Here is a 25542-nt window from a genome sequence, read left to right on the forward strand (position 1 = left end):
GTTACCCAATGAGCGGGTCGGCTCAGCTGCCGCAGCGCCCGTTGGCGTTCGATTTGAAGCAGAAGTCGGCGGTCAGGCTCGAGGACTCCCAGGGCACCTGCACGCGGCTGGTGTCTTCGGCCACACCGATACGCACCCGCTTGAAGAGTTGCTCGATCTGCAGTCCTGGCATCGACATGTTGGCCAGCAGGTGGCGTGCATAGACGCTGTGCTCGCTGCTGGCGCTGTCGAGCGCCACGCCGTTCGGCGCGGTCGAGAAGGCCACGAGCGTGCCCACGGGCGCATCGAGCGATGCCAGGCCGCCAGGCGTCGCGCCGCGGAATTTCAGGCGCCGTCCATCGGGGCCCACGATGACGCCGCCGGCGAACGGGTTCACACGGCAGGCATCGAGCACCACGATGTTGGCGCCGGTGCCGATCGCACTGAGCCGGTCGACGAACTCGCCGACGTCCGCACTTTGCCGCTGGATGTCCTCTTCGGACTGCGGGTCGGCATCGATCGGCACCAGGTAGTTGCGACCCTTCACCTGAACCCCGTGGCCGGCATAGAACATCACGCGAACCGCCGCCTTCGGCGCACGAATCGAAAACTCGCGCAGTGATTCGATCAGTTCCGGCAGTCGCGTGTTCTGACGCAGGGTCACCTCGTAGCCAAGGCCGCGCAGCGCTGCCGCGACGGCGATGGCGTCGCCCGGCGGGTTCTTCAGCGGTGCAGTGCGGTAGGCGCCGTTGCCGATCACCAATGCGATGCGCGACCCGGCGACGTTGGCATCGGCCGGGGCGCTCATGGCGGGACCGAAGGGCAGGGCTGCGGCACCCAATGCACCGCGCAGCAGCAGACGACGGGTCAGCAGTGCGGCCATGTCGGCTACTCCCGGGGCGGCACGCCGGCTGCGAGCGCGGCGGCCTGAACGATCGGGGCGGCCTTGACCTGTGCGAGCGCCGCCGCTTCGCTGCCGGCCGGTACGCGCAGGTAGTAGTCGCCGAGCTGGCCAGGGCCGCCGGCCAGTTCGCCGCGAACCTGGACCATCAGCATGCGGATGTCGGTCTCCTTGGCGTCGGGCGCGAAGCTGATCTTCAGCATTGGGCCCTCTTCGACACGGACCGCGTGCAGCGCGCGGATTTCGTCGGCGCTGTCGCGAGCGCTGCCGAGCAGGTTCACGATCACGCCGCCTTGCACTGCCATGACCGCCAGCGCGGCCAGCGCGTAGCTCGGTCGCATGCCGAAGTTGCCGAAAAAGGCGCCGATGCGATCGGCCAGGGTCGGACGGTCGCCCTGGATCAGGCGCATGCCGAAGTTGCCGAAAAAGCCGCCGATGCGCTCGGCCACGGTCGGACGGTCGCCCTGGATCAGGCGCATGGTGCGGGCCAGGCCGATCGTTGCCGGGACGGCCGGGGCGTTTTCCTCCACGCGCGCCTGCAGTGAGCGATACCAGTCCAGCTCGCTGCGGGACTCGGGATGCTGTGCCATGTAGGCGTCGACCCAGGCGCGGTCTTCGGCGCCCAGCGAGCCGTTGGCATACCAGGGGAGGAGTTCTTCGAAGCGTTCTTTCATGATGATCATTCCTGCACGGGACATGCCGTGTCAGCCCCTTGGTTGCGTGAGCCCGGCGGACGGTTCAAATTAATTCGCGCAATCGCCAAATACGCCACAAGCTCTTCAGGATGCAAGAGCGCCCCTCGCGTCAGGGGCACCCCCCTCACTGCGCAGCAGCGACTGCAGGCAATTCTTGATCTTCTGGCGGGCGTGGAACAGGCGCGTCTTGACGGTGCCCTCGGGACAGTTTTGTACCTCTGCCACGTCAGCCAGGCTCATGCCCTCGTAGAACACCAGGTGCAGGCATTCGCGATGCTCGTCCGACAGCTTGCCCATGCAATGTTGCACGCCTTCACGCCGTTGCTTGCCAGCCAACTCCGCGTAGCCGTCAGGCGTGTCGGAGGCGGTGGTCTCGGCGATGTCGTCGAGATCCCCGTGCACCTCGTCAGGCCGCCGCGCACGGTAGACCATCAGCGCCTTTCTGCGCGCAATCCCGATGAGCCAGGTGGAGAACTGCGAATCGCCGCGAAAGCGCTCGGGGTGGCGCCAGACCTCGTAGAACGAGTCCGCCAGGACTTCCTCGGCCCGCGCGTGGTCGCTCAGCATGTTGAGCACATACGCGTACACCTTGCGGCTGAACGCCTTGTACAGCTGACGAAACGCTGCCTGGTCTTCGCGGCCGATGCGTGCCAGCAGCTTGTTGACCTCGTCGTTGTCCATGCGGGCGGGAGCAGTGCGGTGGCGGTGACGAAATATAACGCGCTAAGTATCTGTCAGGTATGAGAAAAACAGGCCGCCGGCTTCGATGTCAGCCGGCCTGGGTCGCGCGCCTGAGCCAGCTCGGAAATTGCCGGTCGAAGACCTATCTTGTCGAGGCATTCGCAGGCGGTATCGGGCAAGGCCACGCTCATCTCGTTGTGCCAGAGCACGACGCCGAGCCAGCGCACCACCCTCACAGCGGCAGGGCAAACAGGACGAGCATGGCAATCAGCATGGCACTGCGTGAGCCCCGCCACAACGCCTCGGGCGTGCCATGCTTCCTGACAGCCTTTTTCATTGGGCGGCGCAGCGCCCGATCCGGGCGGTCAGCGGATCATGATCCACCGCCACTCGAGCCAGTTGTCCTCGCGCATCCATCAAACGGATGAGCCTCAGTCGATAGTGCGAGGATGACCCTCACGGATTCCCTCGGCGGCCAGTGCGCCCGCATCGATTGAAGGGCCCCGATATGCCGACGCTCCTCATGATGACCGCCACCGGCGAGACGCGGCAGGTCCTCCTGCAGCCCCACGACAACAAGATCGGCCGTGGCCCTCCATGGCGACGCCATCCGACTCGGTGCCTACGAGATGCGCTTCATTGCCACCGTTCAAGAGTTCACCCAGGTTGAAGCGTTGCGATTGCTGACCATGCACGGGCTGTTGGTCAACCTCGATCACGAAAGGGCGCAAGCGGACGCGCCCACGGCGCCGGACGTGCCTCGGAGCCAGCGCGGGCCTTTGTAGCCTCGCCTTGATTGACACGCCCGCAAGGCAGCGCGAAACTGCAGTCATCCATCTTTTAGCCGCTAGGCACGATCCCGGTTCGGGATCGTGAATGCATTGGCACGCCGAGTCGTTGCTGAAGCGACCACGAGTCGACGAACGTTTTCCCTGTCACACACTGGAGCTCTACGATGACCTCTCAAAGACAAGTCCTGATCGCCGCATGCACGGCACTGCTGATCGGGTCGAGTGCTGGAATCGCAGGCGCCGAGACGCCAGCCCACCAGCGGGTGGACCTCGAAGACGCACGAGGCGGCTCGACGGTTGTGTCCGTCGTCGGCGAGGTCACGGCGATCGATCTCGCCAACCGCATCGTGTCGATCAAGGGGCCCAAGGGCAACATCGGCGAGATGAGGGTCGATCCGGCAGTCAAGAATCTGGACCAGGTCAAGGTCGGCGACCGCGTCCGCCTCAGCTATCGAATCGGCGTCGCACTCGCGCTGGTGAAGGGCGGAGACGGCATTCGCGAAAAGGTTGAAACCGACTCGGCCGCGGTTGCTGCGCGTGGCGCGAAGCCGGGGGGCGTAGTGATGAAGAGAACCACCATCGTCGCCAACGTCGAGAGTGTGGATGCCAAGCGAGGCGTTGCCACGCTCAGGGGCCCGAGCGGCGATTTCGTGGACGTGAAGGTGCGCGATCCGAAGGTCTTGCACGAAGTCAAGGCAGGGGATCAGGTCGTCGCGAGCTTCACTGAAAGTGTGGCGCTGCGCGTCCAGCCTGCGCCGGCGAAATGATGGCGCGGCTTGCCGGCATGCGCAGGTGTTCGATCTGGGCATCCGCAGCGCGGCCGGGCGCACGCGGACTGGACAAGCTCATCAGGCGTTGATGCAATCCCGCAGCACCCCGTAGGCGCGACCGGTCGCTACGATGGGGGACGGTTCCGATCCCGTCCAACCCGAGGGTGCTCATCATGGCTGACGAGAAGTTTGATTCCGATTCGCTTCCAGGCGTCGTTTCGTCGGCCGCTTCGGATCTGTCGAGCCTGCGGCCCAGTCTGGTCGAGAACGCCCTGACTCAGGCGCTGCCTCTGCCTGACATCATGTTTGGCGGCGCGGTTCTCGTCGTGGTGATCATGTTCCATGCCTTCTGGATCCGCATCATCACGGGCTCCTATCTCAAGAGATCGAACGCGCTGAAGTCGAGCGCTTCGTTGTGGCAGGCCGACTTGCTGTTCACCCTGACCGTGATGATGCTGCTCGCGCTGCATCTGGCGGAGGTGGTGGTCTGGTCGGCAGCCCTGATCTTTGGCGACATCGTCGCGAACTGGTCCACCGCCGCGTACTTTGCGGCCAACTGCTACACCGCGCTGGGCGAGCCGTTCTCCCTGCCTCAGGCATGGCGCATCGTGCCGCCGATCATCGGGATGTCGGGGATCTTCACCTTTGCGTGGACGGCCAGCGTGCTCGTCAATTTCGTCTCACGCTACAACGACCTGCGCGAGTTCATGACCGGGCATCGACGGGCCGCGCACGAATCCTGAAGCGCAGGCTCAGCCGATCCTGCACCTGCATTGCGCCGCCGAGAATGGAGAAGGGCACGATGCCGAAGTCGGACTGCTTGAGTTCGAGCGTTCCCTCGACGCTCATCGCGCCCTCCACAGTCTCCATTTGCGCCGGCACATCAAAGCTGCGGCGGACCCCGTGCAGCGTGATGGTGACGTCGAGCCGCAACCCTGTCGGCGTCTTCTCCCCGCCGCTGATGTGAATGAGCGCGTAAGGAAAGCGTTGCGTCTCGAGCACCTTGTCGAGCATGTTCGAGCGCGTGCCGGCGATGTCGGACTCGGTGGGCTGCGTGTCCAATCTGCCTTCCGCGCGAAGTACCGGCTCGTCGACCGACAACTCGGCCAGGGGGACAAAGAAATCGGCAATTCTTTCGTCCGGGGCGATGTAGCCCTGGACGCCGCGGCTCGCAACGACGTGATCATGTCCGAGGTGCGCGAGCGATCCGCCGCGACGCACCAGGACGGAGACGAGTGATTGTTCGGGGTCCACGCGATAAACCGGCTTGCCCTGCGCCGCTGCTTCTTGATAGCGCTTGATAGGAAAGCCCTCCGGGGCGCTTCCCTTCGCAAGCGTCGGGGCTGGCTCCGGCGCTGTCACACGCACGGGCGGCGCGCAAGCCGCGATCAGCATCACGAGTGCGATGGCGTAGCCTAGGCGCAGCATTCACGAGGCCTTGCGCAGCCGCACGCGGAACTTCACCGCGACCTCGGGCCCGATCACATCCGTGGCGGTCCACTCGCCGGTGCCGATGCCGAATGGCGATCGCTTGACGGTGAATTCGCCTTGCATCGTCACGCCGTCGGACGCCTCGCTCCATCTGAAGGGCACCTCCAACGGCTGTTGCACTCCCTTCAGCGTGAGCACGCCGCGGGCGACGTAGCTGCCAGCCTGCGCAGGGCTCTGTCGGATGTCGGTCGAGTGGAACTCCGCCTGCTGATGGCGGGCAAAGTCGAACCATTCGGCCCCGGCAATGGCCTTGTTGATGTCCGCGCTGGCCATGTCCGCACTCGCGACCCTGATGGTGACATCCAGGCGGCCGCCGGCAGGCTTCGCCGGGTCGAAGTCGAGCCGCGTGTCGAACTCCTTGAAGGTGCCTGGAGCCGGCGATTTCTCGAAGGTGGCTGCGAACTCGAGCCGGCTGTTCGCAGGGTCCATTTTCCATTCGGCGGCGAGCGCGAAACCTGGCGCAGAGCAAGCCAGAACGGCGAGAAGACTGGCGAGCCCTTTCATTTCACGAGTCTCCTCGAAGGCAGCATTCGCCTCAGCACGTTGTTTCGCTTGACGAAGTGATGCCGCAGCGCGGCGCCGATATGCAGCATCAGCAAAGCGACGAAGGCAATGCCGAGTGCGAAGTGCACGAGCGCCACGACTTCTGCCGTGTGCTTGTCAGGTGCAATCAACGGCGGCAGCGGCAACTGCCAAAAGATGCGAAACGGGATGCCCGCCGCGGAGTTGATGACCCAGCCGGTGAGTGGCATCGCGATCATCAGGACATAGAGCAGGGCGTGGCTCCATCGTGCCGCAGCGCGCTCCCACGCGGGGGTGTCTGCCGGAAGCGGCGGCGTCGGCCTTGCCAGACGATTTAACAGCCGTGCGATGACCAAGGCGAGAATCAGCATGCCGATGGACTTGTGCCAGACGAAGAGATTGATCTTTGTCGGCGAAAGCCGCCACCCGACGGCCAGCCAGCCCATTGCGAACTGGATGAATATCAGCACCGCGATCAGCCAATGGAAGAGCCTGATCGACGCGCTCCAGGCGGCGTCGGTCTTCGCTTTCCCGGACGGGGCCGATGAGGGAGGCGTTCGCATCGCGCCCAGTGTCGCAGTTTGGGGCCATCTTGGACAACCCGCCTTCGCCTTGTCGCGCCGATCGAGCCGGCACACTTCAAAGTTGCCCCCTAGCTGCAGGAAGCCTCGGCGAGCGGCATGAGCGCCTCGATGTCATTCGCAGTCAGTGTGATGGGCGTGCACGGCGACGCGCGGTAGCGCTCCACGGCCTTCGCCTCGATCACGTCGAAATGGGCCTCGCAAGCATCGAGCAGGCTGATCTCGTCGTTGCTTGCGCCAAAGAGGTTGTGCAGTGCATCGTCGGCGATGCGGGCCATGATGCGAGGTCCGTCGAAGCCGTCGGGATAGATCGCGAACCGGACAGTCTCCGTGTCGAGACAATGGATCGCTTCGCAGTTCATGGTGAGCTCCTTTTTTCTTGGCTCATGGATTTCACGCTTTCACGGCCGAACGGATGCGCGCCATACTCGCAATGCAGGGACAGAAGCCGCCTACAGAAAGACATCTCCCATGAGCGATCCCTTCGATCTGAAGCGTTTCGTGGATGCCCAGGCCGGCGTGATCGACGGCGTTGTCGATGAACTGCGTGCGGGCAGGAAGCGCAGCCACTGGATGTGGTTCGTCTTCCCTCAACTGCTGGGACTGGGGCGCAGCGATATGGCGCGGCGCTATGCCATCGCTTCACTCGACGAGGCGCGCGCCTACCTGGCGCATCCGGTGCTGGGGCCAAGGTTGCGGGAGTGCAGCGAACGGGTCCTGGCGGTGGATGGCCGCACGGTGCACGAGATCTTCGGCGCGCCGGACGATCAGAAATTCTGGTCGTCCATGACGCTGTTCGCCGTGGCAGTCCCTTCGGCGGCGGTCTTTCGTTCGTGCCTGGAGAAGTACTTTGCAGGTCAGTCCGATCAGGCGACCTTGGTCTTGATCGGCTAGTTCAACTGTCCGTTGAGATAGGGCTCGGGGTCGACCGGCACGCCTTGTTTGCGGATCTCGAAATGCAGCTTGACGCGGTCGGCGTCGCTGTTGCCCATCTCGGCAATCTTCTGGCCCTGTCGCACCACGTCCTTCTCTTTCACGAGGATGGTCTGTGCGTGCGCGTAAGCGGTCAGGAAGGTGTCGTTGTGCTTGACGATGACCATGTTGCCGTAGCCGCGCAGCTCACCTCCGACATAGACGACGCGGCCGTCCGCCGACGCGACGATCGGGTCTCCGAGGTTCCCGGCGATGTCCAGCCCCTTGTTGCGGCTGCCGTCGAAGGTCGAGAGCGTGCGGCCGCTCGCCGGCCGGATAAAGATTGCTTGCGGTTTCGGCGCGGGCGCCGTCGCCTGCGGCGGGGCGACCTGCCCCGCAGGCGGCAAGGGATAGAAGGGCTGTGTCGGTCCTTGCCTTTGCTGCTGCGGTGCGGTAGTGCAGGCGGCCAGGACGGCTGCGGCAAACACCGCGACACCGGCGCGAAGAAGGTAGTTCTGTTCTTGCATGGGTCTTTTTGAAACGGATTCAGCAAAAAGGGTTCCCGCGGTCTCGCAACCGGGCCGTATTTTTAGCACGGCGCTGAAATTGCTGGCGTCATCATTTTCTGCAGCGATGGCTGGCGCGCGAGCACCGCGCTGCGGGGGCCGGCGTCCACGATCTTTCCGGCCTCCATCAGCACGACGGTGTCGAATCGATCGAGCAGGCTCAGCCGATGAATCGACGCAATCACGCAAGCATCCGGAAATGCTGCACCGATGCGTTCGAGCACGCGGCCCTCGGTGGCCGCATCCAGCGCGCTGGTGGGCTCGTCGAGCAGCAGCAACGAGCTGCCCTGAGCGGCGAGCACGCCGCGCGCCAGACACAGCCGCTGCCGCTGGCCGCCCGAGAGGTTAAAGCCGCGTTCGGAGAGGGGCGTATCGAGTTCACCATGTGTTGCCTTCAACACATCGTCGAAAGTGCTCACGCGCATTGCGGCCCGAAGCTGTTCGTCGTCGAAGGGCTGACCGAAGCCGAGGTTCTCGCGCACGCTCGCTTCGAACACTTCGGTTTCTTGCGGGATCAGTGTGGCGATCGCGCGCAGGCGCGACCAGGGTTGTGGTTGGCCATCGATGGCCACGGTGCCGCCATGCGGCGCATAGAGCCCGGCGAGCACACGCAGCAAGGTGCTCTTGCCTCCGCCGCTGGGGCCGACCAATGCGATGCGCTCGCCGCGGCGCAGCGCTAGCGACACCTCGTGCAATCCGCTGCGTGCGGTCTCGCCGGGCGCCTGAGTGCCGCGTGGGTTGTAGTTCCACACCAGGCCTTCGACCTGCGCAGTGCTCCAGCGGGCATCGCGGTCGACGTGCTCTTCCGCGAGATCGGCCGCGCGCGCTGGCGCCTGCCAGATCGGCGCCGCGCTGGTGTAGTCGGTGTGCATTCGTGCGAAGAACTGGAAGTTGGCCGCCATCGATGAAACCACGCTCGCGGCCTGCTGCGCATACTGGTAGATCATGAAGACCGAGCCCAGCATCACGGCTTGTCCCGGAGCGCGCGATTGCCAGACGTACACGACGACCAGTCCCCATGTCAGTGCCAATCCCATCAGGTCGACGGCACACCATTTGCCTTCGTTCAGCACGACGGTCCGCTTGAGCGGCTCAGAGATCGCTTCCATGCGTCGTCCCAGCAGCCCTCTCGAAGCGGCCGACAGCCGCAGTCCGATGACCGTCGATGCGTTGCCCAGGAAATCGAGGAGTGTCGCGACATAACGCCGGTCGGCATCGTTCTCGGCGCGTGCGAGGCGCATCAGCGCGCGGTCGAAGCGCACGATGATGACCGCGATCACGACATAGCCGATGATGGCCATTGCACCGCTGGCGCGTGACAGAAGCGTCAACGCGACCAGCGGCCCGATGAAGTTGACGATGTTCGTCAGATAGATGAACTGGTTCTGCGCGAAGTCCGACAACGCCCGGCTGGCCTGATGCACCCGGTGCTGCAGCTCGCCGGAGTGGTGCCCGTCGTGCCAGACGAGCGGCGCGGCTGCGATGCGGGCGTAGAGCGCATCGGCGAGCCTTTCACGAACGCGCAGGCCCACGTTGCGTTCGAGAATTCGCCCCGGACCGTGAATCACCCAAGAGAGGATGTAGACGCCCGCCACCGCCGCGATCCATTTCCCGGACCTCTCGATGTCTCCGGTCTGCAGCGCATTGATGGCCTGCGCCGCGAGCCACGGCATCGTGAGGCGCAGGATCTGCGACCCGGTCAACAGTGCCGTCGCGGAGAGCATTTGCGGCCGCGCGCCCTCTGCGTACTGCCAGAGCGCCGCATAGAGTTCACGGACGGCGTTGCCGGGTGCGCTGCTGCTCATCCTTTGGCGCCTGCTCTATTTCTGCGGAATCGGCGTCGCACGATCGATGGGAACCGCGGTGACGCTGTTCTTGGGAGATCCGTCAATGAGGAGATCGGAATAGGTCAGGTAGACCAGCGTGTTGCGCTTCGCGTCGACCATGCGCACGACGCGCAACCGCTTGAAAAGGATCGACAGGCGCTCGCTGTAGACCTCCTCGCGCTTCGGCAATGGCTGAGTCACGCTGACGGGCCCGACCTGGCGGCAGGCGATCGAGGCCTCGGCCTTGTCCTCGGCCAGTCCAAGCGCGCCCGAGACCCCGCCCGTCTTCGCGCGTGACACGTAGCAGGTGACGCCGTTCACCTTGGGGTCGTCATAGGCCTCGACCACGATCTTGTGGTCGGGTCCGATGAACTTGAAGGCTGTGTCCACTTCGCCGACAGGTTCGGCGCGCGCCAGCGCCGCCGTCGCCGTCAACAAGAGGAGAGCCGGGAGCAATGGAAAGGGCCGAATGCACGTCATGCGATGTCCACCGTGTGCACGCGGTCGAAGCTGCCGCGGCGCCGGTCCTCGAAATAGCGCTGCAGCGCCTCCTTGACCGTGCGGAACGCGATCTCCTCCCAGGGAATCTCTTCCTCGGTGAAGAGCCGGGCCTCGATGGTCTCGTGGCCCGGATCGAACCTGTCGCTCAAGAGTCTCGCGCGGTAGAACAGGTGCACCTGCCCGACGCGCACGACGCTCATGACCGCGAAGAGGCCTTCCATTTCGTACTGGGCACCGGCTTCTTCATCAGTCTCCCGCGCCGCGCCTTGCTCGGTCGTCTCGTTGAGTTCCATGAAGCCGGCTGGCAAGGTCCACTTGCCCCAGCGGGGCTCGATGTTGCGCTTGCACAGTAGAACCCGATCGCCCAGCACGGGGATGGTGCCGACCACGTTCAGCGGGTTCTCGTAGTGGATCGTGTTGCAGGCCGGGCAGACCGCGCGTTCCTTGGTGTCGCCGTCGTCCGGAACACGGTAGACGACCGCGGTGCCGCAGTTCTTGCAGTGCTTGATAGGGACGCGCAAAAACATGAGGCGTTCAGATGACCTTGACAGTCAGCGTAGGCAGGCCGGTGATCTCGCCGACGAGCGTGTCGCCGGCCACCACCGCGGCGACGCCTTCAGGGGTGCCAGTGAAGATCAGGTCGCCGGGCTGCAGTTCCCATGCGGCCGAGAGGTGCTCGATGGTCTCGCCGATGTTCCAGATCAGCTTGCTCACATTGCTGCGCTGGCGGTCGGTGCCTCCCACCTGCACGGAGATCTCGGCCTTCTCGACATCACCAGCCTGCGCGACCGGGACGATCGGGCCGATCGGCGCGCTTTGCTCGAAGCTCTTGCCGATGTCCCATGGGCGGCCTTGCTTCTTCATGTCGTTCTGCAGGTCGCGGCGCGTCATGTCCAGGCCGACGGCGTAGCCGAAGATGTGCTTGTGCGCATCGGCAGCCTTGATGTTCTTGCCACCCGTTCCGATGGCCGCCACGAGCTCGATTTCGTGGTGCAGGTTCTTGGTGAGGGTCGGGTAGGCCATGGTGCCGGTCGTGCCGGCATCCACCACCACGACGGCATCGGCCGGCTTCATGAAGAAGAAGGGCGGCTCGCGACCGGTGAAGCCCATTTCCTTGGCGTGTTCCTCGTAGTTCCGGCCCACGCAATAGATGCGGTGCACCGGGAAACGCGTGGTTTGGCCGACCACGGGAATCGACACGACAGGGTGGGGGGTGAAAACGTACTCGGAAGCCATGGAAAAAACGTCCTTTTCAGCGAAAACGGCAGTGTGCCAGAGGGCGGCGCCGGATGCCCCGGGGAATGGCCTCAGGGGCTGCGCGAGGCTATGCTTGCCGGATGATGAAGCTGCACAACTATTTCCGATCTTCCGCCTCCTTCCGCGTGCGGATCGCGCTCAACCTGAAGGGGCTCGACTACGAATACGTCCCCGTGCATATCGCGCGCGGGGACCACAAGACCGGGCCTTTCGCCGCCATTTCGCCGGACAAGCTGGTGCCCCTGCTAGAGGACGACGGCGAGCGTCTCACGCAGTCAATGGCGATCATCGAATACCTCGACGAGATCTACCCCGAGCCGGCACTGCTGCCGCACGACCCGGTGGGCCGCGCGCACGTGCGGGCGCTGTCGGAATCGATCGCCTGCGAGATCCATCCGTTGAACAACCTGCGCGTGCTCAAGTACCTCGTGCGCGAACTCAAGCTCGACGACGACGCCAAGAACGCCTGGTACCGCCACTGGGTGCGCGAAGGCATGGTCTCTTTCGAGCGCCAGCTCGCGCAATACCCCGAGGGCACCTACTGCTACGGCGACACGCCGACCATGGCCGACTGCTGCCTGGTGCCGCAGGTCTTCAATGGCCAGCGCTTCGACTGCGACTTCAGCGGCCTGCCGCGCACCATGGCAGCGTTCGAGGCCTGCATGCAGCTCGACGCTTTCCAGCGGGCACAGCCTTCGCGTTGCCCCGACGCCGAAGCGTGATCCATCCGGACTGGCTCGTCCCCGACTGGCCGACCGCGCCCGGCGTCCACACGCTGTGCACCACGCGGGCGGGGGGTGTCTCAGCCGGCAGCTACCAGGGCCTGAACCTTGGCGACCACGTCGGCGACGAGCCCGATCACGTTCGCGCCAACCGCTCCATGCTGCACCAGGCCATCGGCGCACGGCCGGTGTTTCTCCAGCAGGTGCATGGAACCTGGGTGACGCCGCTGGACTCGTCGAGCGTCGACGGCGCGGCGGCGGACGCCTGTACGACTGTCGAAAGCGGCATCGCCTGCACGATCATGGTGGCCGACTGCCTGCCGGTGCTGTTCACCGATGAAACGGGCAGCCGCGTCGCTGCTGCGCATGCGGGGTGGCGAGGGCTCGTCTCGGGCGTTCTGGAACGGACAGTCGAATCTTTCGACGCCGATGGCGGCGCCCGGAGAATCAAGGCCTGGCTCGGCCCCTGCATCGGGCCGGACGCCTTCGAAGTCGGCGACGAGGTTCGGGCCGCGTTCGAAGCCTCTGCGCCGGAGGCTCGCGACTGCTTCAGGCCCACCGGCTCACCAGGCAAATGGATGGCGGATCTGCCGGCCCTGGCGCGTCAGCGGCTGCGCGCAGCGGGCGTGATGCAGCTTCACGGCAACGACGGCAGCGAATCCTGGTGCACCGTGCACAACCCGTTACGCTTTTTCTCGCATCGGCGCGACCGGGTCAGCGGCCGCTTCGCCGCCTGCATCTGGCGCGACTGAATGCGCGGCGGCGGCTCGAATGGCGGCCTCGCGTTCGGCTGCCTCGCGCTCCTTGATGGCGCGGCGACGGGCTGGCGTCGCCATCAGGTAAACCACCAGTGCCACCGGCGCCAAGCCGTAGAGTAGAAAGGTGAAGACCGCGCCCAGCACGGTGCCGTTGGTGTTGGTGGCCTCTGCGACCGCCATCATCAGGGCAACATAAAGCCAGGCAATCACGACGAGATGCATAGACGATGATTTCAGGAAGGTATCGGGAGCCGCGCTGGTGGGGCTCTCGTGAATGCAGCATACTCAAATCCCGTATTGATGAGGCGAGGCACCAGGAGACATCATGAAACAAGAACATGCCACGGCGGCCGACACCTTCGCGCCGTTCCAGCAGGCGCTCACGCAGGGATGGAGCAAGGCGCTCGAATCATTCCAGTCGCTGGGCATGGGAGGCAACGGGCACGACATGTCCTGGGAAATGCCGAAGTTCTCACTCGCGACCGAGAAGCTGCAGGAGCTGCAGCAGCAGTACATCAACGAAGCCACCGAGCTCTGGCGTCAGGATGTGGCTCACAGGACGATCGGCGACAAGCGCTTCTCCGCAGAGGCCTGGAGCAGCAACCCCGTGTCGTCCTTCGCGGCGGCCGTCTACTTGCTCAACGCACGCACGCTGCTGGGCATGGCGGAGGCCGTCGAAGCCGACGAGAAGACGCGCTCGCGCCTGCGCTTTGCCGTCGAGCAGTGGATGGCGGCGTCGTCGCCCAGCAATTACCTCGCCTTCAATGCCGAAGCGCAGAAGAAGGCGCTCGAGACGCAGGGCGAGAGCATTGCCAAGGGCATCCAGAACCTGCTGCACGACGTGCAACAGGGCCATCTGAGCATGACCGACGAGAGCGCCTTCGAGGTGGGGCGCAACGTCGGCACCACCGAAGGCGCCGTCGTCTTCGAGAACGATCTTTTTCAGCTGCTCGAATACAAGCCGCTCACCGCCAAGGTCTACGAACGTCCGCTGCTGCTGGTGCCGCCGTGCATCAACAAGTTCTACATCCTCGACCTGCAGCCCGAGAACTCGTTGATCCGCTATGCGGTGGAGCAGGGGCATCGCGTCTTCGTGGTGAGCTGGCGCAATCCGGATTCGTCCATGGCCCAGTACACCTGGGACCAATACATCGAGGACGCCGCGATCAAGGCGATCCACGTCACGCAGGAAATCACCGGCCAGGACAAGAAGGGCGGAAAGATCGACACGCTCGGCTTCTGCGTGGGCGGCACCATCCTGAGCACCGCGTTGGCCGTGCTGGCGGCGCGCGGCGAGCAGCCGGCCTCGTCGGTGACCCTGCTGACCACCTTGCTCAATTTCACCGACACCGGTGTGCTCGACATCTTCATCGACGAAGCCTTCGTGCAGTTCCGCGAGATGCAGATGGCCAAGGGAGGCTTGCTGAAAGGTGGCGAACTCGCGTCGACCTTCAGCTTCCTGCGCCCCAATGACCTCGTGTGGAACTACGTGGTCGGCAACTACCTCAAGGGCGAGACGCCGCCGCCCTTCGACTTGCTGTACTGGAACAGCGACGCCACGAACCTGCCCGGCCCCATGTACTGCTGGTACCTGCGCAACACCTATCACGAGAACAAGCTCGCCGAGCCCGGCGCGCTGACCGTCGCCGGTGAGCAGGTGGATCTCGGCAGCATCGAGGCACCGGTGTACATCTACGGTTCGCGGGAGGACCACATCGTGCCTATCGGCGGTGCGTACGCATCGACGCAGGTGCTGACCGGCAAGAAGCGCTTCGTCATGGGCGCTTCCGGCCACATCGCTGGCGTAATCAATCCGCCCGTCAAGAAAAAGCGCAGCCACTGGATTCGCGGGGACGGCAAGCTACCGGCAACGCAGGAACAGTGGCTCGAAGGAGCGACCGAGCACCCCGGAAGCTGGTGGACCGACTGGTCGAACTGGCTAAAGACCCACGCGGGCAAGCAGATCCCTGCCCCCAAGACCTACGGCAAGGGCAGCGCCTACAAGGCGATGGAACCTGCGCCGGGCCGCTACGTCAAGGCGAAAGCCTGACCCTTTTCCTGTCATTTCAATCCACGCATCGGAGAGCACACCATGGAAGACATCGTCATCGTTTCAGCCGCACGCACCGCCGTGGGCAAGTTCGGCGGATCACTGGCCAACATCCCGGCCACCGAGTTGGGCGCCATCGTGATCAAGGAGGTGCTGGAGCGCGCCAAGGTCGGCAACGACCAGATCGGCGAAGTCATCATGGGCCAGGTGCTGACCGCAGGCAGCGGACAGAACCCGGCGCGGCAAGCCCTGTTGAAGAGCGGCATCGTCAATTCAGTGCCGGCGCTCACCATCAATGCCGTCTGCGGTTCGGGCCTCAAGGCGGTCATGCTGGCCGCGCAAGCCGTCGCAACGGGCGACAGCGAGATCGTCGTGGCCGGTGGCCAGGAGAGCATGAGTCTGGCGCCCCACGTGCTGCCGAACTCGCGCAACGGCCAGCGCATGGGCGATTGGAAGCTGATCGACACGATGATCGTCGACGGCCTGTGGGACGTCTACAACCAGTATCACATGGGCATCACCGCCGAGAACGTGGCGAAGAAGTACGACATCAGCCGCGCAGCACAGGACGAATTGGCGCTGGGCAGCCAGACCAAGGCCGCCGCTGCGCAGGACGCCGGCAAGTTCAAGGACGAGATCGTCGCGGTGAACATCCCGCAGAAGAAGGGTGATCCGGTCATCTTCGACAAGGACGAGTTCATCAACCGCAAGTCCAGCGCCGAAGGCCTGGCTGGCCTGCGCCCCGCCTTCGACAAGGCGGGCGGCGTGACGGCCGGCAATGCCTCGGGCTTGAACGACGGTGCCGCGGCCGTACTGGTGATGACCGCCAAGAAGGCGGCCGCGCTGGGCCTCAAGCCGCTCGGCCGTATCGCCAGCTACGCGAGCACCGGCCTCGACCCTGCCTTTATGGGCATGGGCCCGGTGCCTGCTTCGCAGAAAGCGCTGCAGCGCGCCGGATGGAAGCCGCAAGACCTCGATGTGCTCGAAATCAACGAAGCCTTTGCTGCGCAGGCCTGTGCCGTGAACCGCGAGATGGGCTGGGACGTGAACAAGGTCAATGTGAACGGCGGCGCCATCGCCATCGGCCACCCGATCGGCGCGTCCGGCTGCCGGATCCTGGTGACGCTGCTGCATGAAATGCAGCGCCAGAACGCCAAGAAGGGCATTGCGTCGCTTTGCATCGGCGGCGGTATGGGCGTTGCCCTGACGATCGAACGCTGACCCTCAGTCTCGCCCACTTCGTGTGGCTCGGCCTCCCCCTCTCGGGGGGGGTAACACCAGCGGACCGGCGGAGCCGGTTCCGCGGTATTCCCGGAACTTGAGGAGACGACTTGAGCGACAACGACGCTGAGCTTTTTCGAGTCATTCGGGACGAATTGTTCGTTGCCGCCGTGGGCGACGTGCTCGACACGATGGGCTACCAGCACCAGTTTCTTCCGGCGGGCATTGCGCCCCTGGAGAAGTCGATGCGCATCGTCGGCCGTGCGATGCCGGTGCTCGAAGCCGACGTGATCAACGACGGCAACCGATCGGCCGGGCCGTTGTCGGGCAAGCCTTTCGGGCTGATGCTCGAGGCGCTGGATGATCTGAAGCAGGACGAGATCTACATCGCTACTGGCGCCTCGCTGCGGTACGCGCTCTGGGGCGGCCTGATGTCGACACGGGCCCGACATCTCAAGGCGGCCGGCGCGATCCTCGACGGCTACGTGCGTGACGCCGACGAGATAGAGCGGCTCGGTTTCAACGTTTTCTGCCGGGGCACCTATGCGCAGGACCAGGGCGTGCGCGGGCAGGTGATCGACTATCGCTGCACCATCGAGATCGAGGGCATCCGCATTGCGCCCGGCGACCTGCTTTTCGGCGACCGCGAAGGCGTGCTGGTTGTACCGAGAGCGGTCGAGTCCGAGGCGGTGGCGAAGGCGCTCGACAAGGTGCGCACCGAAAACAAGGTGGCCGATGCGATCCGGGGTGGCATGAGTGCCTGCCAAGCGCTGGAGACCTTCGGCGTGATGTAGTTCCTGGGGCTTAGGGAAAACAGAAGGCCTCCTTCTGTAAACGCTGATTGCGCCGCCGCATGCCTGCGGCGACCATGAGGCTTCCCTATAGGTCAAAAAGGAGACATCTTGAAATTGAAATCGACATGGGCGGCTTTCGCTTGGGCGTCCCTGGGTGTCGGGCTGCTCGGCATTCAGACTCACGCTGCCGCGCAAGGCGCGTGGCCCGAGAAACCCGTCACATTGGTGGTGCCCTATTCGGCAGGCGGCCCGACCGACGTAGTGGCCCGCATGCTGGCGATCCCCATGGGCAAGTCACTCGGGCAGACTGTGATCGTCGAGAACACCGTGGGTGCCGGCGGCACGATCGCGCCGGCGCGGGTCGCCAAGGCGGCTCCCACCGGCTACACGATTCTCATCCACCACATGGGCATGGCGACCGCGCCGGCGCTCTACAAGAAGCTGCCATACGACCCGCTCAAGGACTTCGAATACGTCGGACAGGTCCTGGACGTGCCGATGACGCTGTTGTCGCGCAAGGACTTCCCGGCCAACACCTTCCCGGAGCTGCTGAAGTACGTGAAGGCGAACAAGGACAAGGTGTCCCTGGCCAATGCCGGCGTGGGTGCCGTGTCGCAGTTGTGCGGGCTGCTGCTCATGAGCCAGATCGGCGTCGATCTCACGACCGTGCCTTACAAGGGCGCCGGTCCCGCGCTCAACGACCTCATGGGCGGACAGGTCGACTTGTTGTGCGACCAGACCACGCAGACGGCGCCGGTCATCAAGGAAGGCAACCGCGTCAAGGTCTTCGGCGTCACCACGCCAAAGCGGCTGTCGAGCATGCCCAATGTTCCGACGCTCGACGAGCAGGGACTCAAGGGCTTCGACGTGCGGGTGTGGCATGGGGTTTACGCACCCAAGGGCACGCCTCCGGCCGTGATCGAGAAAATCAACATCGCGTTGCGCGCGGCATTGCAGGACGACGTGGTCAAGCAACGGCTGGCTGATCTGAGCTCGGAAATCGTGCCGATGGACAAGGTCACGCCTGAGGCCCTGCACAGCCATCTTGCGTCCGAGATCGCCAAGTGGGGCAAAGTCATTCGGGCCGCCGGCATTCAAGGCGAATAAGGGCTCGCCGCCAGGCTGCGCGCACTTCGTGTCGCTTCGCCCACCCCCTACCGGGGGCAACACCTGCGGCCCGACGGAGCCGGTTCCGCGGTGTTTCTGCAATGAGCTGTGCGGGTTCAGTCGCCGAGTTCGATGAGCACGGGTTGGTGGTCGGAGACGCGTGTTTGCAGGTCGACCTCGACACGGCGCACTCTGGGCGCCAGCGCATTGCTCACGAACACGAAGTCGCAGGCGATCGGGTCGGGGCCGTACTGGCGATCGAAGAGGCGGAAGGTGGGGTCGTGCGGGCGATCGGGATGAGCCAGCGGCCACGCATCCTGCAGGCGCTTGTCGGGCGTGCCGCCGACGGGCAATGCGGGGTCGGTGAAGGGCTGCTGTATCTCGTCGTAGGCGGGGTCCGATGCCGCCATGTTGAAGTCGCCGCAGAGGATGGCCTGGGGGGTGTGCAGCTTGGGCTGGAAGGGCGATCCGCGGAGTTCGACGACCGGGGGGGCGGCCGCCTGCTCGCACGCCTCGACGTGCAGGGCGCGCACGGCCCGGGCCTGTGCCAGGCGCTGGGTGGACGAGTAGTACTCGAGGTGCGTGGTTATCACGCGCAGGGAACCTAGCTCCGGGCTGGTCAGCGTGACGACGGTGCACATGCGCGGCATGCTGCTCACGCTCGAGTCGGCGGGCCAGGGCAGCAAGTGATGCTGCACGCGGGACACCGGCAGCCGCGTGGCGATCAGATTGCCGAAGCGCTGGCGGCGGCCGTCGGCGTCGAACTCGTCCACGGCCGCGCCGAAGAAGAGCTGGAAACCCGGCAACAGCCACTGCAACTCCGCCGGCTGGTCGCCGGGGCGTCCCGCCATGCCGTCGAAGCCGGAGGCGATCTCCTGCAGGCACAGCACGTCGAAGTCGCCCATTGCACGGGCGCCCTCGACGATGCGTTCGACGCTCACGACTCCGTCGAGGCCGCAGCACCATTGGGTGTTCCAGGTCACGAGTTTCATTTGATGCCGGCCCTCATGAAGCTCTGCACGAACTGACGCTGAAAGAGAAGAAACGCGATCAGCAGCGGCGCCGAGGTCATCAGGGTCGCAGCTGTGATCACCGACCAGTCGACGCCCTGATCGACCGACGAGAACACCTGCAGCCCGACCGTCAGCGGTCGCGCGTTGACGCTGTTGGTGATGATCAGCGGCCAGAGGAAATTGTTCCAGTGAAAGCTCACCGACACCAGCGCGAAGGCGGTATAGACGGGCTTCGCCAGCGGCACGTACACGCGCCACAACGTCTGCATCGCGCTCGCGCCTTCGACGCGGGCAGCCTCGTCCAGTTCCTTGGGCATGCCCATGAAGGTCTGCCGCAGCAGGAAGATCGCGAAAGCAGAAGCAAAGTAGGGCAGTCCAATCGCGACCAGGGTGTCGACCAGGCCGAGCCGAGCCATAGTCTTGTAGTTCTCCACCAGCAGGATGTCCGGCATGATCATCAGCTGCACCAGCACGAGGGCGAAGGCGATGCCGCGGCCCTTGAATTCGTAGCGCGCAAAGGCGTAGGCCGCGAGCGTTCCCAGCACGAGCTGCACGACGAGGACCATGCTGACGAGCAGGGTGGTGTTGAGGAAGTAGCGCGCGAACGGTGCGGCTTCCCAGGCGCGACGGAAGTTGTCCAGCGTGAGCGGCGCTGCCAGCGCGAAGCGCGTCGAATACTCGGCCGGATGGAAGGCGGTCCAGACCGCATAGGCGAGCGGCAGGATCCACAGCAGCGCGAGCAGCCATGCGGCCACCGTATCGAGCCAGGTCGGTTCGTTGAAGGCCAGCCGTTGTGCCGGAACGGCAGCGTTCATTTGTAGTGGACCTTCTTGTCGAGCACGAAAAATTGGAAGAGCGCGATGCCGGCCAGGACGACGACCAGCACCACCGTGATCGCCGAGGCGTAAGCCGTATCCCAGAAGCTGAACCCGACCTCGTACAGGTGGTAGAGCAGCAGAATCGACGCGTTGTCCGGCCCGCCGCGGGTGAGCACGAACAGATGGTCGACCATGCGGAAGGCGTTGATGAAGGCATTGACCAGCACGAACAGCGTGGTCGGCATCAGCAGCGGCCATTGCACGCGGCGGAAGAAATACCAGCGTGACGCGCCCTCGATGGCCGCCGCCTCGCGCAGGCTCGGATTGAGTGTCTGCAGCGCGGCCAGGTAGAAGATCATGAAGAAGCCGGCTTCCTTCCAGATCGCGACGAGCGTGACGGCACCCAGCGCGGTCGACGGGCTGCCAAGCCAGTTGTGCGAAGGCAGGCCGAGTGCGCCGGTGATCTGCTCCAGCAGGCCGTACTGCGGCGTGTAGAAAAAGAGCCAGATGTTGGCCACCGCGATCATCGGCAGCACCGTCGGCGTGAAGTACGCCATGCGCAGGAAGGCGCGGCCCGCGATGCGCTCGTTGACCCACAGCGCCATGACGAGTGCGAGTGCGATCGACAGCGGAATGGTCGCGCCCGCGAACCAGAGGTTGTTGCGCACGGCCTTCCAGAACACCGGATCGCTGGTCATCACCGCGTAGTTCTCCAGCCCGACCCACACGCCCGGGCGCTTGCCCTTGGGCGTCGAGAAGAAGCTGTCGACCAGCGTCGAGGCAGCCGGCCAGTGTGTGAACGCGACCAGCAGCGCCAGCGCTGGCAGCAGCATCAACCACGCATGCACCGCGTTGCGCGACGCGGTGCTTCCGGCGGCGATGCCGTGACTGCGCATGGTGGCGGCGTTCCTACTTGAACGAACGCAGGATGCGGTCCGCCTCGCGCTGTGCGTCCTGCATGGCCTGCGCCGGCGTCTTGCTGCCGGTCAGCGCGGCCTGGAGGCCGTCGTTCAGCGCCTTGGTCACGCGCTGGTTGTCGTGCGTGGAGAACTCCGCGACCGACACAGGCAGCTGGTCGCGCGCGACGAGCGCGGCCGGGAAGTCGCGGCCGTATTTGCGCAGCGTGTCGGTTTCATAGGCTGCGGGCGAGACGGCCACGTAGCCGGTGTCCATGCTCCACTGTGCGGCGCGCTCGGGCTGGGTCACCCACTTGGCGAACTTGAAGGCGGCTTCCTGTTGCGCCGGCGTGGACTTCTTGAAGATGTAGAAGTTGCCGCCGCCGGTCGGCGAACCCTTGCGCTTGTTGCCGGGGATCATGCCGACGCCGAAGTCGAACTTCGCGTTCGCCTTGATGTTGGTCAGGTTGCCGGTGGTGGTGTAGATCATCGCGGCCTTCTTCTCGAAGAAGTCCTTGGGCGTGGTGCCCCACTCGACCACGCCGGGCGGGTGGATGCCGGCCTTGCCGAGGTCGACCCAGTATTGCAGCGCCTCGACCACCTTCGGATCGTCGAACCGGACGGCGGTGCCGGCTTCGTTCGCGAGGATGGTGTCATTGGGCGTGGTCAGCGTCTGAAACAGCCAGTACGGGAAGCCGCTCGAAGGAATCTGCACGCCCCATTGAGTGACCTTGCCACTCGCATCCTTCTTCGTCAGCTTGGTGGCGGCGTCCTTGAGTTCGGCCCAGGTCGTCGGCGGCTTGTTGGGGTCGAGGCCGGCTTCCTTGAACAGTTCCTTGTTCCAGTACATGACGACGGTCGAGCGCTGGAACGGAATGCCCCAGGTCTTGCCGCCGGTCTGGCTGTTCATCATGAAGGCCTTGTAGAAGCCGTTCAGCCAGGCCTTGTCTTCGGCCGTCTTCACGAAGTCGTCGAAGGGGACGATGGCGTCTTCGTCGATCAGCGTGAACATGTCCGTCGACAGCAGCACGGACGTGACCGGCGGCGTGCCCGACTTGTGCGCGGTCAGCGCCTTGACGATGGTTTCCTGGTAGGTGCCCGCGTAGATCGGCGTGACCTTGATGCCTGGGTTCTCCTTCATGAACCCGGCCGCGAATCCGTCGATGGTCTTGGCGATCGGGCCGCCGACGGCCACCGGGTAGTAGAACTGGAGTTCCACCGGTGTCTGTGCGTGCAGCAGGCTCGCGGTGCCGGCGAAAAGGCCGCCGGCAGCCATCAGGTGGACGGCGAGCGTCCGGATGAAAGTCTTGCGTTGCATGGTCGCGTTTTTCCTTGGGAGTGGATTGGAAGTGAGAGATCAATCGATGCGCTGGCCGCTGGCGTCGAAGCCGTGCGCATCTTCGAGCGCCCAGCGCAGGCCGACGCGGTCGCCCGGTTCGGCGTGGTGCTGGCCAGCGGTGCGTACCAGCAGCGCCTGCGATCCGATCCCGCAGCGCAGCACCAGGTCTGCGCCGAGGTATTCCACGCTCTGCACGATGGCAGGGATGCCTTGCGGATCGAGCGCGATGGCCTCGGGCCGCACGCCGAGCATGGCGGCTCGCAGGCCCGTGGCGGCGTCGCTGCCGGCGATGCGACCGTCTTCCAGTGCCACGAGGTTCATCGGCGGCGTGCCGATGAAGCGTCCCGCGAAAGTGGTGGCGGGCCGCGCATAGAGATCGCGCGGCATGCCGGCCTGTTCGACTCGGCCCTGGTTCAGCAGCACGACCTGGTCGGCCATGCTCATCGCCTCGGTCTGGTCGTGCGTGACGTAGACCACGGTGAGCCCGAGTTGGCGCTGGAGATCGCGCAGTTCGCGGCGCATGTCCTGCCGCAATTGCGCGTCCAGGTTGGACAGCGGTTCATCCATGAGACAAACCTTGGCCTGCGCGACCAGGGCGCGGCCGAGCGCGACCCTTTGCTGCTGGCCTCCTGAGAGTTGCGAGGGCTTGCGGTCCAGCAGCGCACCGAGGCCCAGCAGGGCCGCGGCATCGCCCAGCCGCTTTGCAATTTCGGCTGCCGGCGTCTTGCGCACGGACAGCCCGAAGCTGATGTTGTCGGCCACGCTCAGGTGCGGAAAGAGTGCGTAGTTCTGGAACACCATGGCGATGCCGCGCTGGGCCGGCGGCAGCCGCGTCACATCGCGGCCGTCGATCAGCACCTGCCCACCGCTGGCGGTCTCCAGACCTGCAACGATGCGCAACGTCGTCGACTTCCCGCAACCGGAAGGCCCGAGCAAAACGCAAAAGGATCCGGGCTCGATATGGAGGTTGACCGCGTGCAAGGCAGTACTTTCGCCCCAGGATTTGGCGATATCGATCAACACAATGGAGGACATCAAACCAGTATATGGACGGCTTGTGACACCCGGTTGCAAAGAAGGGTCAGTGTTTTCCTGATCGGGCGTTGGTGAGAAACTTCGCTACAGTGACCAACGCCTGTTAGGGCTTGCACACACCAAGGAACACATATGAGCAAGAAAGTCGCATACGTCACCGGGGGTATGGGGGGCATCGGAACAGCCATTTGCCAACGCCTCCACAAGGATGGGTTCACCGTCATCGCAGGTTGCGGCCCTACGCGGGACCACGCCAAATGGCTGGCGGAACAGAAGGCGGAAGGCTTCGAGTTCCAGGCCTCGGTCGGCAATGTGGGCGACTGGCAGTCCACCGTCGAGGCCTTCACCAAGGCCAAGGCGGAGCACGGCAGCATCGACGTGCTGGTCAATAACGCGGGCATTACCCGGGACCGCATGTTCCTCAAGATGACGCCGGAGGACTGGAGCTCTGTGATCGAGACCAACCTCAACAGCATGTTCAACGTCACCAAGCAGGTGGTCGGCGACATGGTGGAAAAGGGTTGGGGCCGCATCATCAACATCAGCTCGGTCAACGGCGCCAAGGGCCAGGCCGGGCAGACCAACTACTCGGCGGCCAAGGCCGGCATGCACGGCTTCACGATGGCGTTGGCGCAGGAACTGGCCGCCAAGGGCGTGACGGTGAATACCGTGAGCCCGGGCTACATCGGCACCGACATGGTCAAGGCGATCCGCCAGGAAGTGCTCGACAAGATCGTCGGCACGATTCCCGTCAAGCGCCTGGGCGAACCGAGCGAGATCGCATCGATCATCGCGTGGCTCGCGACCGACGAAGGCGGCTATTCCACCGGGGCCGACTTCTCGGTCAACGGCGGGCTGCACATGCACTGAGGCGCCTTCGCCGCACACTCCAAAAAAAGACCCGCCCTCGCGGGTCTTTTTTTGTTTTCAAGGAGAGGTCGACATGACACCAACAACACCGGCGCAAAAGCCACCGATCTACAAGTCCCTCTACGTCCAGGTGATCGCCGCGGTGATCATCGGCGTGCTGCTGGGCCACTTCTACCCCTCGCTCGGCGAGTCGATGAAGCCGCTGGGAGACGCCTTCATCAAGCTGATCAAGATGATGATCGCGCCGATCATCTTCTGCACGGTGGTCGTCGGCATCGCCGGCATGGAGGACATGAAGAAAGTCGGCAAGACCGGCGGCCTGGCGCTGCTGTATTTCGAAGTCGTGAGCAGCATCGCGCTCGTGGTCGGGTTGGTGCTCGTCAACCTGTTCCAACCGGGCGCGGGCATGAACGTCGATCCGGCGTCGCTCGACACCCGGGCGCTGGCGGCCTATACCGGCCCGGGCAAGATGGAAGGCACGGTCGACTTCCTGCTGCACGTCATTCCCAACACCGTGGTCGATGCCTTCGCCAAGGGCGAGATCCTGCAGGTGCTGCTGATCGCCGTGCTATTCGGCTTTGCGCTGCATCGCTTCGGCGGTCGCGGCACGCTGGTGTTCGACATGATCGAAAAGGGTTCGCACGTGCTCTTCGTGATCATCGGCTACATCATGAAGCTCGCGCCCATCGGTGCCTTCGGCGCGATGGCCTTCACGATCGGCAAGTACGGCGTCGGCTCGCTGTTCCAACTCGGCAAGCTGATGGCCACCTTCTACCTGACCTGCCTGCTGTTCATCTTCGTGGTGCTGGGGCTGATCGCGCGTTTCCATGGCTTCAGCATCTGGAAGTTCATCAAGTACATCAAGGAAGAGCTGCTGATCGTGCTGGGCACATCTTCTTCGGAGTCGGTCCTGCCGCGCATGATGGAGAAGATGGAAAACCTCGGCGCCCGCAAGACGGTCGTCGGCCTGGTGATCCCGACCGGCTACTCCTTCAATCTCGACGGCACGTCGATCTACCTGACGATGGCTGCGGTCTTCATCGCGCAGGCGACGAACACTCCGATGACGCTCATGCAGGAGATCACGCTGCTCGGGGTGTTACTTCTGACCTCGAAGGGCGCGGCCGGCGTCACGGGCAGCGGGTTCATCGTGTTGGCGGCGACGCTGTCGGCTGTCGGTCACGTGCCGGTGGCCGGGCTGGCGCTGATCCTCGGCATCGACCGCTTCATGTCGGAGGCGAGGGCACTCACCAATCTGATCGGCAACGGCGTCGCCACCATCGTAGTCGCCAAGTGGACGGATGAGCTCGATATGGAAAGACTGCAGGCGGGCCTGAACAACGAGACCTGGATCGAGGCGCAGGAGCCCGAGGAACTGATCAACGCCCGTACGGAAAAGATGGCTTCCTGAATCCGCTTCTGGCTCGTCTTGCAGAATGCAAGCCG

The 25542-nt window shown here is 64.5% G+C and carries 30 protein-coding genes; 12 read left to right on the top strand and 18 right to left on the bottom strand.

Annotation, left to right across the window (positions count from 1 at the left end; all coding sequences use genetic code 11):
- Positions 1–22: 22 nt before the first annotated feature.
- The 3 genes from QTI24_RS01145 to QTI24_RS01155 form a co-directional block, all read right to left on the bottom strand.
- Entirely contained in the window at positions 23–862 is an 840-nt protein-coding gene (locus tag QTI24_RS01145; RefSeq protein WP_286597784.1) for a caspase family protein, read from the bottom strand.
- A gap of 5 nt (positions 863–867) precedes the next feature.
- The gene (locus QTI24_RS01150) at positions 868–1554 is read right to left on the bottom strand and encodes a hypothetical protein (protein ID WP_286597785.1); all 687 of its coding nucleotides are present in this window, start codon (positions 1552–1554) and stop codon (positions 868–870) included.
- A 105-nt stretch (positions 1555–1659) separates the two neighbouring features.
- Positions 1660–2256, bottom strand: a complete 597-nt coding sequence (locus tag QTI24_RS01155) for an RNA polymerase sigma factor (RefSeq protein ID WP_286597786.1) — start codon at positions 2254–2256, stop codon at positions 1660–1662.
- Between the two features lie 587 nt (positions 2257–2843).
- Here QTI24_RS01155 and QTI24_RS01160 point away from each other — a divergent pair.
- From QTI24_RS01160 to QTI24_RS01170, 3 genes are all read left to right on the top strand, one after another.
- On the top strand, positions 2844–3041 hold the full coding sequence (locus QTI24_RS01160) for a hypothetical protein (RefSeq protein ID WP_286597787.1): 198 nt from the start codon (positions 2844–2846) through the stop codon (positions 3039–3041).
- Between the two features lie 170 nt (positions 3042–3211).
- Entirely contained in the window at positions 3212–3814 is a 603-nt protein-coding gene (locus tag QTI24_RS01165) for a hypothetical protein (protein WP_286597788.1), read from the top strand.
- 176 nt (positions 3815–3990) lie between these two features.
- Positions 3991–4560 carry a hypothetical protein gene (locus QTI24_RS01170; RefSeq protein ID WP_286597789.1) on the top strand — a complete coding sequence of 190 codons (570 nt, stop codon included), beginning with the start codon at positions 3991–3993 and terminating at the stop codon, positions 4558–4560.
- Here QTI24_RS01170 and QTI24_RS01175 read toward each other — a convergent pair.
- The 4 genes from QTI24_RS01175 to QTI24_RS01190 form a co-directional block, all read right to left on the bottom strand.
- The gene (locus QTI24_RS01175; RefSeq protein ID WP_286597791.1) at positions 4523–5245 is read right to left on the bottom strand and encodes a YceI family protein; all 723 of its coding nucleotides are present in this window, start codon (positions 5243–5245) and stop codon (positions 4523–4525) included. The genes QTI24_RS01170 and QTI24_RS01175 overlap by 38 nt on opposite strands.
- Complete coding sequence (locus QTI24_RS01180; RefSeq protein ID WP_286597793.1) at positions 5246–5812, bottom strand: YceI family protein; 567 nt, start codon at positions 5810–5812, stop codon at positions 5246–5248.
- Complete coding sequence (locus tag QTI24_RS01185; RefSeq protein ID WP_286597794.1) at positions 5809–6393, bottom strand: cytochrome b; 585 nt, start codon at positions 6391–6393, stop codon at positions 5809–5811. The genes QTI24_RS01180 and QTI24_RS01185 overlap by 4 nt, the downstream gene beginning before the upstream one ends.
- An 89-nt stretch (positions 6394–6482) precedes the next feature.
- The gene (locus QTI24_RS01190) at positions 6483–6773 is read right to left on the bottom strand and encodes a hypothetical protein (RefSeq protein ID WP_286597795.1); all 291 of its coding nucleotides are present in this window, start codon (positions 6771–6773) and stop codon (positions 6483–6485) included.
- Between the two features lie 109 nt (positions 6774–6882).
- On the opposite strand from QTI24_RS01190, the gene QTI24_RS01195 reads away from it, so the two are divergent.
- Positions 6883–7305 (top strand): DUF1810 domain-containing protein, encoded by a 423-nt coding sequence (locus QTI24_RS01195; RefSeq protein ID WP_286597796.1) that lies wholly within the window; start codon positions 6883–6885, stop codon positions 7303–7305.
- Here the strand turns inward: QTI24_RS01195 and QTI24_RS01200 are convergent.
- The 5 genes from QTI24_RS01200 to QTI24_RS01220 form a co-directional block, all read right to left on the bottom strand.
- Positions 7302–7850 carry a murein hydrolase activator EnvC family protein gene (locus QTI24_RS01200; RefSeq protein WP_503011184.1) on the bottom strand — a complete coding sequence of 183 codons (549 nt, stop codon included), beginning with the start codon at positions 7848–7850 and terminating at the stop codon, positions 7302–7304. The two genes, QTI24_RS01195 and QTI24_RS01200, sit on opposite strands and share 4 nt — an antisense overlap.
- 62 nt (positions 7851–7912) lie before the next feature.
- Positions 7913–9694 carry an ABC transporter ATP-binding protein gene (locus QTI24_RS01205; protein WP_286597797.1) on the bottom strand — a complete coding sequence of 594 codons (1782 nt, stop codon included), beginning with the start codon at positions 9692–9694 and terminating at the stop codon, positions 7913–7915.
- Positions 9695–9709: 15 nt separating this feature from the next.
- Positions 9710–10195, bottom strand: a complete 486-nt coding sequence (locus QTI24_RS01210) for a CreA family protein (protein ID WP_286597798.1) — start codon at positions 10193–10195, stop codon at positions 9710–9712.
- Positions 10192–10743, bottom strand: a complete 552-nt coding sequence (locus tag QTI24_RS01215) for an NUDIX hydrolase (protein ID WP_286597799.1) — start codon at positions 10741–10743, stop codon at positions 10192–10194. The genes QTI24_RS01210 and QTI24_RS01215 overlap by 4 nt, the downstream gene beginning before the upstream one ends.
- A gap of 7 nt (positions 10744–10750) precedes the next feature.
- On the bottom strand, positions 10751–11452 hold the full coding sequence (locus QTI24_RS01220) for a fumarylacetoacetate hydrolase family protein (protein ID WP_286597800.1): 702 nt from the start codon (positions 11450–11452) through the stop codon (positions 10751–10753).
- A gap of 104 nt (positions 11453–11556) precedes the next feature.
- Here QTI24_RS01220 and maiA point away from each other — a divergent pair, with 104 nt between their 5' ends.
- Both maiA and pgeF read left to right on the top strand, forming a co-directional pair.
- Entirely contained in the window at positions 11557–12195 is a 639-nt protein-coding gene (gene maiA, locus QTI24_RS01225) for a maleylacetoacetate isomerase (RefSeq protein ID WP_286599232.1), read from the top strand.
- On the top strand, positions 12195–12947 hold the full coding sequence (gene pgeF / locus QTI24_RS01230; RefSeq protein ID WP_286599234.1) for a peptidoglycan editing factor PgeF: 753 nt from the start codon (positions 12195–12197) through the stop codon (positions 12945–12947). The genes maiA and pgeF overlap by 1 nt, the downstream gene beginning before the upstream one ends.
- Here the strand turns inward: pgeF and QTI24_RS01235 are convergent.
- Positions 12879–13175: a hypothetical protein gene (locus QTI24_RS01235; RefSeq protein ID WP_286597801.1), complete on the bottom strand. Its 297-nt coding sequence runs from the start codon at positions 13173–13175 to the stop codon at positions 12879–12881. The two genes, pgeF and QTI24_RS01235, sit on opposite strands and share 69 nt — an antisense overlap.
- A 103-nt stretch (positions 13176–13278) precedes the next feature.
- On the opposite strand from QTI24_RS01235, the gene phaC reads away from it, so the two are divergent.
- The 4 genes from phaC to QTI24_RS01255 all read left to right on the top strand — a co-directional run bounded on the left by phaC (position 13279) and on the right by QTI24_RS01255 (position 18125).
- Positions 13279–15003, top strand: coding sequence for a class I poly(R)-hydroxyalkanoic acid synthase (gene phaC, locus QTI24_RS01240; protein WP_286597802.1), 1725 nt, complete (start codon positions 13279–13281; stop codon positions 15001–15003).
- A 42-nt stretch (positions 15004–15045) separates the two neighbouring features.
- On the top strand, positions 15046–16224 hold the full coding sequence (locus QTI24_RS01245) for an acetyl-CoA C-acetyltransferase (protein WP_286597803.1): 1179 nt from the start codon (positions 15046–15048) through the stop codon (positions 16222–16224).
- Between the two features lie 110 nt (positions 16225–16334).
- The gene (locus QTI24_RS01250) at positions 16335–17018 is read left to right on the top strand and encodes an RraA family protein (protein ID WP_286597804.1); all 684 of its coding nucleotides are present in this window, start codon (positions 16335–16337) and stop codon (positions 17016–17018) included.
- Positions 17019–17168: 150 nt separating this feature from the next.
- Positions 17169–18125 carry a tripartite tricarboxylate transporter substrate-binding protein gene (locus QTI24_RS01255; RefSeq protein WP_286599235.1) on the top strand — a complete coding sequence of 319 codons (957 nt, stop codon included), beginning with the start codon at positions 17169–17171 and terminating at the stop codon, positions 18123–18125.
- Positions 18126–18241: 116 nt separating this feature from the next.
- Here QTI24_RS01255 and QTI24_RS01260 read toward each other — a convergent pair whose 3' ends face one another.
- Genes QTI24_RS01260 through QTI24_RS01280 form a run of 5 tightly spaced genes read right to left on the bottom strand, consistent with a single transcriptional unit; the run spans position 18242 to position 23226 of the window.
- Positions 18242–19117: an endonuclease/exonuclease/phosphatase family protein gene (locus tag QTI24_RS01260; protein ID WP_286597806.1), complete on the bottom strand. Its 876-nt coding sequence runs from the start codon at positions 19115–19117 to the stop codon at positions 18242–18244.
- Positions 19114–19953, bottom strand: coding sequence for a carbohydrate ABC transporter permease (locus QTI24_RS01265; RefSeq protein ID WP_286597807.1), 840 nt, complete (start codon positions 19951–19953; stop codon positions 19114–19116). The genes QTI24_RS01260 and QTI24_RS01265 overlap by 4 nt, the downstream gene beginning before the upstream one ends.
- Positions 19950–20852 (bottom strand): carbohydrate ABC transporter permease, encoded by a 903-nt coding sequence (locus tag QTI24_RS01270; protein ID WP_286597808.1) that lies wholly within the window; start codon positions 20850–20852, stop codon positions 19950–19952. The genes QTI24_RS01265 and QTI24_RS01270 overlap by 4 nt, the downstream gene beginning before the upstream one ends.
- A gap of 13 nt (positions 20853–20865) precedes the next feature.
- Positions 20866–22170, bottom strand: a complete 1305-nt coding sequence (locus QTI24_RS01275; RefSeq protein WP_286597809.1) for an ABC transporter substrate-binding protein — start codon at positions 22168–22170, stop codon at positions 20866–20868.
- A 39-nt stretch (positions 22171–22209) separates the two neighbouring features.
- A complete protein-coding gene (locus QTI24_RS01280; RefSeq protein WP_286597810.1) occupies positions 22210–23226 on the bottom strand; it encodes an ABC transporter ATP-binding protein in 1017 nt (338 codons plus the stop codon).
- 132 nt (positions 23227–23358) lie between these two features.
- Here QTI24_RS01280 and phbB point away from each other — a divergent pair, with 132 nt between their 5' ends.
- Positions 23359–24096 (top strand): acetoacetyl-CoA reductase, encoded by a 738-nt coding sequence (gene phbB / locus QTI24_RS01285; RefSeq protein ID WP_286597811.1) that lies wholly within the window; start codon positions 23359–23361, stop codon positions 24094–24096.
- A 73-nt stretch (positions 24097–24169) separates the two neighbouring features.
- Entirely contained in the window at positions 24170–25507 is a 1338-nt protein-coding gene (locus QTI24_RS01290; RefSeq protein WP_286597813.1) for a dicarboxylate/amino acid:cation symporter, read from the top strand.
- Positions 25508–25542: the final 35 nt, after the last annotated feature.

Source organism: Variovorax sp. J22P240 (assembly GCF_030316855.1).
In the GTDB taxonomy this organism is placed as follows: Bacteria; Pseudomonadota; Gammaproteobacteria; order Burkholderiales; family Burkholderiaceae_C; genus Variovorax.